General features: G+C 71.7%; 7 protein-coding genes. 4 read left to right on the forward strand and 3 right to left on the reverse strand.

The window, feature by feature from the left end:
- Positions 1-3: 3 nt before the first annotated feature.
- Entirely contained in the window at positions 4-1,947 is a 1,944-nt protein-coding gene (gene acs / locus CQ393_RS03850; RefSeq protein ID WP_153190310.1) for an acetate--CoA ligase, read from the forward strand.
- 138 nt (positions 1,948-2,085) lie between these two features.
- A complete protein-coding gene (locus tag CQ393_RS03855; RefSeq protein WP_054668422.1) occupies positions 2,086-2,751 on the forward strand; it encodes a response regulator transcription factor in 666 nt (221 codons plus the stop codon).
- 61 nt (positions 2,752-2,812) lie between these two features.
- Here CQ393_RS03855 and CQ393_RS03860 read toward each other — a convergent pair whose 3' ends face one another.
- Positions 2,813-5,278, reverse strand: a complete 2,466-nt coding sequence (locus tag CQ393_RS03860) for a methyl-accepting chemotaxis protein (RefSeq protein WP_153190311.1) — start codon at positions 5,276-5,278, stop codon at positions 2,813-2,815.
- A gap of 352 nt (positions 5,279-5,630) precedes the next feature.
- Here CQ393_RS03860 and mntP point away from each other — a divergent pair, with 352 nt between their 5' ends.
- Positions 5,631-6,212, forward strand: a complete 582-nt coding sequence (mntP, locus tag CQ393_RS03865) for a manganese efflux pump MntP (RefSeq protein ID WP_153190312.1) — start codon at positions 5,631-5,633, stop codon at positions 6,210-6,212.
- A gap of 273 nt (positions 6,213-6,485) precedes the next feature.
- Here mntP and CQ393_RS03870 read toward each other — a convergent pair whose 3' ends face one another.
- Both CQ393_RS03870 and CQ393_RS03875 read right to left on the reverse strand, forming a co-directional pair.
- On the reverse strand, positions 6,486-9,908 hold the full coding sequence (locus tag CQ393_RS03870; protein WP_153190313.1) for a PAS domain-containing hybrid sensor histidine kinase/response regulator: 3,423 nt from the start codon (positions 9,906-9,908) through the stop codon (positions 6,486-6,488).
- 84 nt (positions 9,909-9,992) lie between these two features.
- Positions 9,993-11,423 carry an ATP-binding protein gene (locus tag CQ393_RS03875; protein ID WP_153190314.1) on the reverse strand — a complete coding sequence of 477 codons (1,431 nt, stop codon included), beginning with the start codon at positions 11,421-11,423 and terminating at the stop codon, positions 9,993-9,995.
- 126 nt (positions 11,424-11,549) lie between these two features.
- Here CQ393_RS03875 and CQ393_RS03880 point away from each other — a divergent pair, with 126 nt between their 5' ends.
- Positions 11,550-12,818, forward strand: a complete 1,269-nt coding sequence (locus CQ393_RS03880) for a hypothetical protein (RefSeq protein ID WP_153190315.1) — start codon at positions 11,550-11,552, stop codon at positions 12,816-12,818.
- Positions 12,819-12,901: the final 83 nt, after the last annotated feature.

Below are 12,901 nucleotides of genomic sequence, written 5' to 3' on the forward strand. Positions count from 1 at the left end.
GCCATGGCTGATCTCTATCCCGTCGATCCCGCGTTCGCCGCCAGGGCGCGGATCGACAAGACCACGTACCAGCAGCAGTACCGCGAATCGGTGGAAAACCCCGACGCGTTCTGGGGCAAGGCCGCCGAGCGCCTGGACTGGTTCACCCCGCCGACCCGCATCAAGAACGTCAGCTACCAGCTGGACGATTTCCGCATCAAGTGGTTCGAGGACGGCGAACTCAACGTCAGCGTGAACTGCCTGGACCGCCAGCTGGCCACCCGCGGCGACAAGACCGCGCTGCTGTTCGAGCCCGACAGCCCCGACGCGCCGGCGCAGAAGGTCACCTACCGGCAGCTGCACGAGCGGGTGTGCAAGCTCGGCAACGCGCTGCGCAACCTCGGGGTGAAGAAGGGCGACCGCGTCACCATCTACCTGCCGATGATCGTCGACGCCGCGGTGGCGATGCTGGCCTGCGCGCGCATCGGTGCGATCCACTCGGTGGTGTTCGGCGGTTTCGCCGCCAACTCCATCGCCGACCGCGTCGGCGACTGCGGCAGCAAGCTGATCATCACCGCCGACGAGGGCCTGCGCGGCGGCAGGAAGGTGCCGCTGAAGGCCAACGTCGACGCCGCGCTGAAGCTGCCCGGCACCAATACCGTCGAAACCGTGCTGGTGGTGCGCCATACCGGTGCCGCGGTGGACATGCAGGCGCCGCGCGACCGCTGGTTCCACGACGTGGTCGACCCGCAGCCGTCCGAGTGCGAGCCGGAGCGCATGAACGCTGAGGACCCGCTGTTCATCCTCTACACCTCCGGTTCCACCGGCAAGCCCAAGGGCGTGCTGCACACCAGCGCCGGCTACCTGCTGTTCGCCGCGTATACGCACGAGGCGGTGTTCGACCTGCGCGAGGACGACATCTACTGGTGCACCGCCGACGTGGGCTGGGTCACCGGCCACAGCTACATCGTCTACGGTCCGCTGGCCAACGGCGCCACTTCGGTGATGTTCGAGGGCGTGCCGAACTATCCGGACACCTCGCGCTTCTGGGAGGTGATCGACAAGCACCAGGTCACCATCTTCTACACCGCGCCCACCGCGATCCGCGCGCTGATGCGCGAGGGCGAGGCGCCGGTCAAGCGCACCTCGCGCAAGAGCCTGCGCCTGCTCGGCAGCGTCGGCGAGCCGATCAATCCGGAAGCCTGGCGCTGGTACTACGAGGTGGTCGGCGACGCGCGCTGCCCGATCGTGGACACCTGGTGGCAGACCGAGACCGGCGGCATCCTGATCTCGCCGCTGCCCGGCGCGATCGACCTCAAGCCCGGCTCGGCCACCCTGCCCTTCTTCGGCGTGCAGCCGGCGCTGGTCAACGCCGACGGCGAGATCCAGGAAGGCGCCACCGAGGGCAACCTGATCATCCGCGACTCGTGGCCGGGCCAGATGCGCACCGTCTACGGCGACCACCAGCGTTTCATCGACACCTATTTCCGCACCTACCCGGGCAGCTACTTCACCGGCGACGGCTGCCGCCGCGACGAGGACGGCTATTACTGGATCACCGGCCGCGTCGACGACGTGATCAACGTCTCCGGCCACCGCATCGGCACCGCCGAGGTGGAAAGCGCGCTGGTCAGCCACCCGAAGGTGGCCGAGGCCGCGGTGGTGGGCTTCCCGCACGACATCAAGGGCCAGGGCATCTACGCCTACGTCACCCTGGTGGCCGGCGAGGCGCAGACCGACGAACTGCTCAAGGAACTGGTGGCCTGGGTGCGCAAGGAGATCGGTCCGATCGCCGCGCCGGACCACCTGCAGTGGGCACCGGGCCTGCCCAAGACCCGCTCGGGCAAGATCATGCGCCGCATCCTGCGCAAGATCGCCGAAAACGCGCCGGACCAGCTCGGCGACACCTCAACCCTGGCCGATCCGTCGGTGGTGGCCTCGCTGGTGGAAGAGCGGAAGGTGCGCTGAGGCGGGGGAAGGGAATGTGGGAAAGGGGAATGATGCGCCACTGTGCGTTGTTCCCCGGCCTCGCTTCCCCCTTTCCTGCCCTTGGCGCTGCATTCCATCCCTCCCGCTTCCCTGTTCCCCATTCCCCGCTCCAACCCCATGCCTACCCTCCTGATCGCCGACGACCACCCGCTGTTCCGCGAAGCGCTGCGCGGCGCGGTGCAGCGGGTGATTCCCGGCGTGCAGCTGCTGGAGGCCGACAGCGTCGAGGCGCTGTACGCGCTGGCCGAGCAGCATCCCGACGCCGACCTGGTGCTGATGGACCTGAACATGCCCGGCGCGCAGGGTTTCAACGCGCTGGTGCACCTGCGTTCGCTGCACCCGCAGCTGCCGATCGTGGTGGTGTCCGCGCGCGAGGAGCCGACGGTGATGCGGCGCGCGCTCGACCATGGCGCGTTCGGCTTCATCCCCAAGTCGGCCGATTCGGACACCATCGGCCACGCGCTGGGCACCATCCTCGACGGCGAGCGCTGGGCGCCGGCCGAGGCGCACAACGTGCCGCCCACCGACCACGAGGAACGCGAGGTCGGCCAGCGCCTGCGCGAGCTGACCCCGCAGCAGTTCCGCGTGCTGCAGATGCTCGGCGCCGGCCGCCTCAACAAGCAGATCGCCTACGACCTGAACGTGTCCGAGGCCACCATCAAGGCGCATGTCACCGCGATCCTGCGCAAGCTCGGCGTCACCAACCGCACCCAGGCGGTGCTGATGGCCGGCAAGCTGGCCATCGACGACGACAGCATCGTGCTGCCGCCGGAAGAGGACTGAGCCGCACTGGCGGCCTCATGCGCAGCGGCGCGATGCCGCTCCATGGACGCGGTGACGCCGTTCAGGCCGCGCGCGGCTGGCGCGGCGCGTCGTCGCCGCCCAGCACGAACGTCTCTGCCGCCACGGCCAGTTCCTGCGCCTGTTCGCGCATCGCCACGGCCGCCTGCGAGGACGCATGGGCGACATTGCCGCTCTGCCGCGTTCCCTCGCCGATGCGGCGCAGCAGCCGTTCAACGTCGTCCACCGCGCTGACCTGGCGCGCCGACGCCGCATCGATGCGCGCCATCGCCGTCACCACCTGCTGCACGCGGCCGCCGATGTCCTGCATCGCCTCGCCGCTGCTGTCGACCAGGCGCGCCCCTGCCTCCACCTGCTGTAGCGAGGCGTCCACCAGCGTGCGGATCTGCTGCGAGGCCTCGGCCGAACGCTGTGCCAGCTGGCGCACTTCGCCGGCGACCACGGCGAAGCCGCGGCCATGGCTGCCGGCGCGCGCCGCTTCCACCGCCGCGTTGAGCGCCAGCAGGTTGGTCTGGAACGACAGGCTGTCCACCGTGGCGACGATCTCGCGGATGCGGCGCGAGGAGGCGCGCAACCGCTCCATGCCGGTCACCGCGGCGGCAGTGGCCTCGCGCCCGCGCTCGGCCGCGACGCTGGCGGCTTCGGAGATTTCCGCGCTCGCGCGCGCGCTGCCGGCGTTCTCGCGGGCCTCGCCGGCCACCGAGCGGATGCGCCCCAACGCGTCGTGCACGTCGTCCACCTGCTGCCGGACCTGGCCGGCCAGCTCGCGGGTGCCGCTGGCCATGTCGTCCACCGCCGCCTGCACGCTGCCGGCCGACTGCTGGATGCTGGAGACGATGCCGCCGACCTGGCGCATCGCCACTTCCAGTCCCTGCCGCAGCCGCGCGTAGATGCCATGGCCGTCGCCGCGCATGCGCGCGCTCAGGTCGCCGCGGGCGAAATGGCCGATGACGCGGGTGGCGTCGCCGACCTGCGACTGCACGCCGTCCAGCAATGCGTTGATGCGCCCGGCCAGCTCCTGCACGAAGCCCTGTTTGTCGCCCAGCTCGATGCGCCCTTCCAGGTCGCCCGCGGCGGCGGCGGCCACCACCGCGGCGACCTCGTGGGCGATCACCCGCTCCAGGCGGCGGTCCTGCCATTCCATCACCAGCCCCAGCACCCGCTCCTGTTCCAGCACCGGGCTGGCGCGCAGCAGGAACCCGGTATTGCCCAGTTCCACCTCGGCATCAACCGTGTGGCCACGCTCCGCCTCGGCAAGCACCGCGGCCACGTCGGCGCCGAGCACGGCCGCGTCCACGCCGGTGCCGATCGGCGCCTGGACGCCGGCCTGCGCGAAGGTCTGCAGCAGGGCATCGTTGGCGTAGACCACGCGGCCTTCGGCATCGGTCACCAGCACCGCGGCGCGGGCCACGTCCAGCGCCTGGCGCACGCGCTGGTTGGCGAGCGCGGCGATGCGTTCGGCGGCGATGCGCTCGCGCAGGCTGGCCTGCATCTGCATCAGCGCGGTGGCGAGGCGGCCGATCTCGTCGTCGCGGTTGCGCACCACCAGGGTGCCGTCGAGGTGGTCGTCGGCGATGGCGCGGGCGAACGCGGCGGCATCGGCCAGTGGCCGGTCGATGGCGCGCAGCAGCAGCACCAGCAGCGATACCAGCAACAGGCCGACGATGAGCACGGTGGCGGCGAAGGTGGCGTTCATCCAGGTGCGCGCGGACGCCTGCCCGGCGCGCTGTTCCTGCAGCGCGCTGCGCTGGTCGCGCTGCAGGCGCTGGATCACCGGGCCCACCTGCGCGGCATGGTCGTCCAGCGCCTGGGTTTCGCTGTCCACGCCGAAGCGCGCCGCCGCATAGGACAGGAACGCGCCCTGGTAGCGCTGCATCGCCTCGCGTACCTGCCCGCGCACGCCCTCGGGCATGCGCGCACGCTGCAGTAGCAGTTCGAACGGCATCGCCTCCGCGCCCAGTTCGTCGGCGTATTTCTGCTCGCGGCGCAGGATGAAATCCTTCTCGTGGCGGCGCATGCTCAGCATCGACACCTGCAGTTCCGGCTCCCGGTAGTCGCCGATCAGGTTTTCCACCGTGTGCACCGCCGCGCGCAGTTCGCCCTGCATGCCGCTGTCGGCATCGTGGCCCAGCTCGCCGATGCGTTCGTCCAGCAACTGCGCCGATTCGAGGTAGGACCGCAGCGTCGCCGCCAGCTCCGCCGGCCAGGGGTCGGCGCCCTGCGCCGGCGCCAGCGCCTCGTCCAGCTGCACGCGCGCCTTGCCGAACGCCTGTCCGGCGGCGGTCGAGAACGACATGGCATACTCGGCCTGCGCGCGTCGCGTCTCGGCGAAGGCGCGGGCCAGGTTCTCCAGCCGCGCCGCCTCCTGCTGGTAACGTTGCAGGCGCTGGTCGGCGGCGCGCATGCCGGCGCTGAGCCAGGCATAAGCCGAGCCGATGACGGCCAGGCCGACGACCAGGGCCAACAGGCTCAACCGCAGCTTCTGGGCGATTCCAAGCGGGAACTTCATTGCAGGACTCCGGGCGTGGGGACGCCCCTGGATCGGCCGCACCCGCCGGTTCTTTAGCGCTTTCCGCGGACGGATGCGCCAAGGCGTCCGGTGCGGCGCAATGAAGCCAGCCGGCGATGACAGGGGCATGTCAGCGCGCCGCCCGGAGGGCCCCGCGGTGCCGTGCTAGAATCCGCGCTCCCTTGGGGAGTAGCCTGCTTCCAGCGTCTGGAAGTGCACGCGTCAACACACTCGACCATTGCGTCGTGGCGCTGCGGCCGGTTCCACGGTTGGCGAGACCAGCGGCATGCGTGCGCAACATCAGGTTGGGCGCGCCGTGTGCCGTCCGTCTCCGCCCGACCAGGTAAGCCCGATGTCCCCTCTCTCCATCCTCCTGGTCGGCTTCGCCATGTCCACCGATGCCTTCGCCGCGGCGATCGGCAAGGGCGCGGCGATGCGCCGTCCGCGCCTGCCCGACGCGCTGCGCGCCGGCCTGATCTTCGGCGCGATCGAGGCCATCACCCCGCTGCTGGGCTGGCTGCTGGGCCGCGCCGCGTCGCGCTACGTGGAGGCTTTCGACCACTGGATCGCCTTCGTGCTGCTCGGCGCGCTGGGCGTGCACATGATCGTGGCCGGCCTGCGCCCGGACGCGGAGGAAGAAGCGCAGGACACCGACGACAACCGCCACCACCGCTTCTGGACCCTGGCCGTCACCGGCCTGGCCACCAGCATCGACGCGGCGGCGATCGGCGTGAGCCTGGCGTTCCTGGACGTGCACATCGGCGTGGTCGCGCTGGTGATCGGCCTGTGCACGCTGGTCATGGTGACCCTGGGCATCATGCTCGGCCGCGTACTCGGCGCCCTGGTCGGCAAACGCGCGGAGATCATCGGCGGCGTGATCCTGATCGTCATCGGCGCCAGCATCCTGTACGAGCACCTGCACGGCGCGGCCTGAGGAAACCCGGCTCCACCACGACAGCGGCGCCGTAGGAGCGCACTTCAGTGCGCGATGGGGCTTTCCCGGTGGAGCCCCTCGCGCACTGAAGTGCGCTCCTACAAGGGCTTTGGCCCGTTGGCATGGGTATTCATCGGAGCAACCTCGTTCCACGCAGGTACGGAGCTTGCCCTGCACGGGCTTTCCCGGTGAAGCCCCATGCGGGGCAGGCCATGCATCTACGGAAAGCGGACGCGGACGGCAACCGCCGGCGCAGCCGGCATTCCGCCAGCCCTACCGCCAGGCGGTGAGAAAGGCGCGCAGCGAGGCCGGCTTCACCGGCTTGGTCAGCACCCGGTAGCCGCGTTCGCGCGCCAGCCGCTTCAATTCGTCGCGGCCGTCGGCGGTGAGCAGCGCCCCGGGCAGCGGGCGGCCGGCGGCCCCGCGCAGCGCGACCAGCGCGTCCAGGCCGTCCATGCGGTCGTGCAGGTGGTAGTCCACCAGCATCACGTCCGGGCGCTCGGCGATCTTCTCCAGCGCCATGTCCACGGTGCTGGCGGCGATCACTTCCACCTTCCAGCGGCCGAGCAGCGCGCGCATGCCGTCGAGGATTTCCTGGTCGTTGTCCACGCACAGCACGCGCAGCCCGGCCAGCGCCTCGTCGCCGCCGAACGCCGGCGTGGCGCGCGGCGGCGGCGCCACCGCCGGCGTCGGCACGCGCGGCAGGGTGATGGAGAACATGCTGCCGCGGCCGGGCTGGCTGCGCGCGTCCAGGCCGTGGCCGAGCAGGCGCGAGATGCGCTGGCAGATCGACAGGCCCAGGCCCAGGCCCTGTTCGCCCCAGTCGAACGGCTGCTGGTAGCGATGGAACTCGTTGAAGATCTGCTGCATGTGGTGTTCGGGGATGCCGGGGCCGGTGTCCCACACCTGCAGCTCCACCTGTCCGCCGCGCACGCGCAGCGCCAGCACGATGCGCCCGCTGCGGGTGTAGCGCAGCGCGTTGGCCATGAAGTTCTGCAGCACGCGGCGCAGCAGGCGGCGGTCGCTGCGCACCCACGCCTGGCGCGCGAACACGTGCAGGCGCAGGCCGCGCCCGGCCGCCACCGGCGTGTATTGCGCGGCCAGTTCGCGCACCAGCACCGCGGCATCGAAGTCGGTGACGGTCGGGCGCAGGCCGCCGGCGTCCAGCCGCGACACGTCGAGCAGGCCGTCGAGCAGTTCCTCGGCCGCGCGCAGCGAGGCGTCCACGCGCTCGGCCAGGTGCCGCTGCTCGTCGCCTTCCTGCAGGCCGTCGCGCAGCGCCGAGGCGAACAGCCGCGCGGCGTTGAGCGGCTGCAGCACGTCGTGGCTGATCGCGGCCAGGAAGCGGGTCTTGGACTGCTGCGCCGCCTCGGCCGCCTGCGAGCGCTCGGCCACGCGCTGCTCCAGGGTCTCGTTGGCTTCCAGCAGCGCCTGTTCGGCGCGCTTGAAGTCGGTGATGTCGTTGTAGCTGGTGACGTAGCCGCCGCCGGGCAGCGCCTGCCCGCGCAGCTCGATCACCTTGCCGTCGGCGCCGGTGCGCTCGAACACGTGCGGCGTGCCGGCGCGCATGTGGCCGATGCGGCGGTTGATCTGCACCTCGATGTCGCCCTCGCCCAGTTCGCCGCGCTCGGCGTTGTAGCGGATCAGGTCGGCGACCGGGCGGCCGACGTAGAGCATGCCGTCGGGGTAGCCGAACATCTGCTGGTAGCGGCGGTTCCACGCGGTCAGGCGCATGTCCGGATCGACCACGCTGACCCCGGCGCTGATGTTCTCCAGCGTGGTGGACAGGATCTCGCGGTTGAAGCGCAGTTCCTGCCCGGCTTCGTCCAGCACCGCCACCACTTCGCCCAGGTCCATGCCCGAGCCGCGCAGCAGGCTGGTCAGCAGCAGGCGCGCCGACGCCGCGCCGATGGAGGCGGCCAGCAGGCGCTCGGTGAACTGCACCCAGGCGCGGTCGGCGGCGGCGGCGGGCTGGAACTCGCGCTGCAGCGCCTGCGCCTGCTCGGCGAAGGCGCGCCGCGCGCGCAGGTCGCCGACCACGCGCGTGGCCAGCGCCAGCAGGTCGCGCACCTTCACGTGCGCCGGCCAGTCGCCGGCCACCGCCGGGCGCTGCGCGTAGGGTTCCACGAACGGCGCCACGCGCAGCCGTTCGGCCACCCCGGGACGCCAGCGCATCGACACCAGCAGCATGGTCGCGGCGTTGAGCAGCAGCGACCAGAACGTGCCGTGGGTCAGCGGGTCCCAGCCGCGCAGGCCGAACAGCTGCTCGGGCCGCAGCCAGCCGATGCCGAACGGGCCGCGCTCGACCAGCGCCACGTCCAGCCATCCGCCATGGCAGAGCGCCGGCAGCAGCAGGGTGTACACCCAGATGCCGAAGCCCACCGCCATGCCGGCGCCGACACCGCGGCGGCTGGCGCCGCGCCAGTACAGCCCGCCGATCAGGCCGGGCGCGAACTGCGCCACCGCGGCGAAGGCCATCAGCCCGTAGGTGGCGAGCATGGTGTCGTTGTTGCTGCCGCGGTAGTAGCCGTAGGCCACCAGCGCCAGCAGCAGGATCGCCAGGCGACGGATCCAAAGCACGCGCGAGGCGACGTCGGCGGCCTCGCGGTGGTCGCCGCTGCGGCGCAGCAGCAGCGGCATGACCAGGTCGTTGCTGATCATCGTCGCCAGCGCGATGGAGGACACAATCACCATGCCGGTGGCCGCGGAGAACCCGCCCACGTAGGCCACCAGCGCCAGCGCGGTGTTGCCGCCGCTCATCGGCAGCGCCAGCACCAGCGCGTCGTCGGCCACGCGGCCACCGCCGAGCAGCGCGCTGCCGGCCACCGCGATGGGCACGATCATCAGCGAGATCAGCACCAGATAGCCGCCGAACAGCCAGCGCGCGCGGCGCACGTCGCCGACGTCGCCGCACTCCACCACCGCCACGTGGAACTGGCGCGGCAGGCAGATCAGCGCCAGGAAGCTGAGCAGGGTCTGGGAGACGAAACCCACCGGCGGCGTCGCCTCGAACAGCGTGCGCGCCGATGCCACCACCGCGGTGCCGCGCTCGGACAGCCACACGTAGGCGAACACGCCCACCGCTACCATCGCCAGCAGCTTGATCATCGATTCCAGGGCGATGGCCAGCATCATGCCGTGGTGGTGTTCGGTGGCATCCACCTGGCGGGTGCCGAACAGGGTGGCGAACAGCGCCATCAGCAGCGCCACGTACAGCGCCGGATCGGTCAGCACGCTGCCGCCGCCGGCATCGCCGGTGAGCACCTGCAGGCTCATCGCCACCGCCTTGTACTGCAGCGCCAGGTACGGCACCACGCCGATCAGCGCGATCAGCGCCACCAGCGCGGCCAGCCGCCGCGAGCGCCCGTAACGCGAGGAAATGAAGTCGGCGATGGAGACCACGTTCTCGCTGCGCGCGATCAGCGCCAGCCGTTCGATGATGCGCCAGCCGAACAGCAGCAGCAGCAGCGGCCCCAGGTAGATCGGCAGGTAGCCGATGCCGTAGCGCACCGCGGTGCCGACCGCGCCGTAGAAGGTCCACGACGAGCAGTACACCGCCAGCGCCAGGCTGTAGACCACCGGCCGCAGCCAGGGACGGTCCGGATACATCGGTCGGCGATCGCCCCACCACGCCACGCCGAACAGCAGCGCGGCGTAGCCGAGCGAGACCAGCAGCAGGATCCAGCTAGAGACCAAGGACGAGTTTCCGGACGGGCCGTGCGGCAGTGTAGCCGCTGCCGCGCTGCGGCCATGGCGGCCGCGGCGGCGACGCGGCGTGGATCAGTACGGGATCGCCTCGCCGCCCTCGGGCCGGTGCGCGGGTTCGCCCGACAGCGGCCGTGCCGGCAGGCGCAGGTGGAAACGGGTGCCCTCGCCCGGCGCGCTTTCCACCGCGATCCGGCCGTCGGCGGCGGCGATCAGGTTGGCCGCCACCGCCAGCCCCAGGCCGGTGCCCTGGCCGCTGGGCTTGGTGGTGAAGAACGGCTCCAGGCAGCGCAGCCGCACGTCCTCGCTCATACCGTGGCCGCTGTCGCTCACCTCGATGCGCAGCTCGTTGCCCGGCTCCGGGCAGGACAGCGCGAGGCGGAACGTGCCGCCGTCGGGCATGGCCTGCTGCGCGTTGGCGGCCAGGCTCAGCAGCACCAGTTCCAGCTGCGCCGGATCGAAGTGGATCTGGCACTGCGTCTGGCCGGTGTCCAGTTCGAACGCCACGCGCGCATCGAACAGCTGGCGCAGCATCGGCTCCATCGCCGCCACCGCCTGCGCCGCGTCGAGCAGCTGCGGCCGCGCCACGTCCTGGCGGCTGAAATCCAGCAGGCGGCGGGTCACCGCGGTCGCGCGCCGCGCCGCCGATTCCACGCCCTGCAATGCGGCCTTCAGCTCGGCCGGATCGTCGCTGCGGCGGCCCTTGCCCGCATAGCCCATGATCAGCGCCAGCAGGTGGTTGAAATCGTGCGCCACGCCGCTGGCCAGCCGCCCCACGTTCTCGATCTTCAGCGCGTGCACCAGCTGCTCGCGCGAGCGCTCCTTCTCCTGCATCTCCAGCTGCAGCTCGTCGCGCTTGCGCGCCAGGTCGGCGCCGCGCCGCTGCGCGATGCGCAGGTTGTCGCGCAGCGAGGACAGCGACTGGTCCAGCACGAAGGCGGCCAGCACCATGCCGAAGGCGGCCAGCGACAGGTCGTGCGCCGCCAGCGCCACCCGCACCGGCAGGTAGAAGCCGGCGGCCGCGTCCAGCCACGCGCCCAGCGCCAGCAGCGCACCCAGCCAGGCGGTCGCCAGCCACAGCGCGCGGCGGCCCAGCAGTGCGCCGGCCAGCAGCACCGGCAGCAGCTGCAGCAGTTGCCCGTGCATCTGCGCGCGCAGGCCCCAGTAGCCATAGGCCACCGACGTCAGCACCAGGTTGAGCACCACGAAGACCACCACGGACAGGTGCAGCCGCCGGCGCCGCAGCAGTTCCAGCGAAGCCAGGCAGGCCAGCATGCCACCCACGGTCAGTGTCTGCGCCAGCAGGCCGGTCGAGCGCGCGCTCCACAGCAGGAGCAGCAGCTGGTAGCCGGCCACCAGCAGCAGCAGGCGCAGCAGCATCGCCGCGGCGCGCGCTTCGGTGGCGTCGAGCGCGGGCGGCATCCACCGGCGCGCGAAGGAGCGCGTGCCCTGCGGTGGCTCGGCAGGATCGGCCGGATCAGCGGACCGGTAGGATCGGGAAAGCATCGTGCGGAATTCCCAGCGCGGCCAGGCGCCGCGTTACATGGAAGGACGCCGCTATATTACGGACCATCCGTTGTCCGGCGCCCATGCGGTCCTGCGGACGGCACTGATCCCCGCCGCTGGAAAGCCATGCACCTGTTCCGCGTTCTCCGTCGCCTGTCGCCGTACCTGCTGCTGGTACCGGCGCTGGCCGGACCCGCATGCGCGGACGACGGCGATGCGCGCCTGAAGGACGAAGTGGCTCGCTGCCGGCCATTGGTCTACGACGCGCCCCGCGATGCGCTGGCACTGGCCGACCGCCTGCTGGCCCTGCCGGCGCTGCCGCTGGCGATGAAGATCGACGCGGTCAGTTGCCGCAGCGCGGCCCTGCACCAGCTCGGCCGGAACGAGGACAGCAGGCGCGCGGTCGCGCAGCTGCAGTCGCTGCTGCGCACGCCGGGCCTGCCGCTGCGCCAGTACCAGCAGGTGCAGCGGCGCACCGCCTTCCTGCTGCTGCGCGACGGCCGCGTCGACGAGGGGCTGGAGATCCTCGAAGCCGTGCAGGAACGCAGCATCGCCGACGGCGACATCGGCGGCCAGATCCTCGCGCTGGGCCATATCGCGCTGGTGCATGCCGAACAGCTGGACGATCCGGAAGGCGCGCTGCATTACCAGCGGCAGGCGCTGGCCCTGTCCGGCCACCTGCCGCGGCCACCGCGGCCGCAGGACGTCACGCTCAACTACAACCACGGCTACACGCTGCTGCAGCTGGAACGCTACGGCGAAGCCGGCAGGGCGTTCGACCGCGCCGAGAACATCGCCCGGCGGCTGTCTGGCCAGGAAGTGCTGCTGCACCGCATGCGCAGCGACCGCGCGGAGATCCTGCGCGCGCGCGGCCAGCGCGAGGCGGCCAAGGTCGAACTGCTCGCCGTCCTGCGCTGGCAGGAACGCCACAATCCCCTGAGCCGGGTCACCACCCTGCAGCACCTGGCGCGGATCGCGCTGGAGGAAGGCGCGCCCCAACAGGCGCGCGTCCTGGCCGAACAGGCCGTGGCGATCGCCGAGGCCGGCCGCTTTCCGTCGGGCCAGCGCGACCGGCTGGAACTGCTGGCCGAGATCGGCCTGGCGCTGGGCGACGCGGCGCTGGTGCGGGACTACCTGCGCCGCGCGCGCCTGGCCGGGCCGCCGGCATTGTCGGCGGCCAGCCTCGCCCGCCTCGCCAGGATGCAGGCCCGCGCCGCGCAGATGCTGGGCCCGGACCGCGTCAACGCGCTGCAGGAAGCCAACCGCGACCGCCTGCTGCGCAACGTCGCGCTCGCCGCCGCAGCGGTGCTGTTGCTGGGTGTCGCCGGCCTGTACCTGCATGCGCGCCGGCTCGGCGCCGGCCGCGCGCCGAGCCCCCGGCAACGGAACGAATGAGGCCGGCGCCGCCGCCTGCCGCGCGGCAGGCGGGCACTGCGGCTATATTACCGGCCATCCGCCGCCGGCCCGCTCCCGTGCCG

Source organism: Stenotrophomonas sp. MYb238 (genome assembly GCF_009496535.1).
GTDB lineage: Bacteria > Pseudomonadota > Gammaproteobacteria > Xanthomonadales > Xanthomonadaceae > Stenotrophomonas.

Coding starts and splice junctions, on each gene's coding strand:
- acs (WP_153190310.1), top strand. CDS start 4: ATGGCTGATCTCTATCCCGTCGATCCCGCGTTCGCCGCCAGGGCGCGG.
- CQ393_RS03855 (WP_054668422.1), top strand. CDS start 2,086: ATGCCTACCCTCCTGATCGCCGACGACCACCCGCTGTTCCGCGAAGCG.
- CQ393_RS03875 (WP_153190314.1), bottom strand. CDS start 11,423: ATGCTTTCCCGATCCTACCGGTCCGCTGATCCGGCCGATCCTGCCGAG.
- CQ393_RS03880 (WP_153190315.1), top strand. CDS start 11,550: ATGCACCTGTTCCGCGTTCTCCGTCGCCTGTCGCCGTACCTGCTGCTG.
- CQ393_RS03860 (WP_153190311.1), bottom strand. CDS start 5,278: ATGAAGTTCCCGCTTGGAATCGCCCAGAAGCTGCGGTTGAGCCTGTTG.
- mntP (WP_153190312.1), top strand. CDS start 5,631: ATGTCCCCTCTCTCCATCCTCCTGGTCGGCTTCGCCATGTCCACCGAT.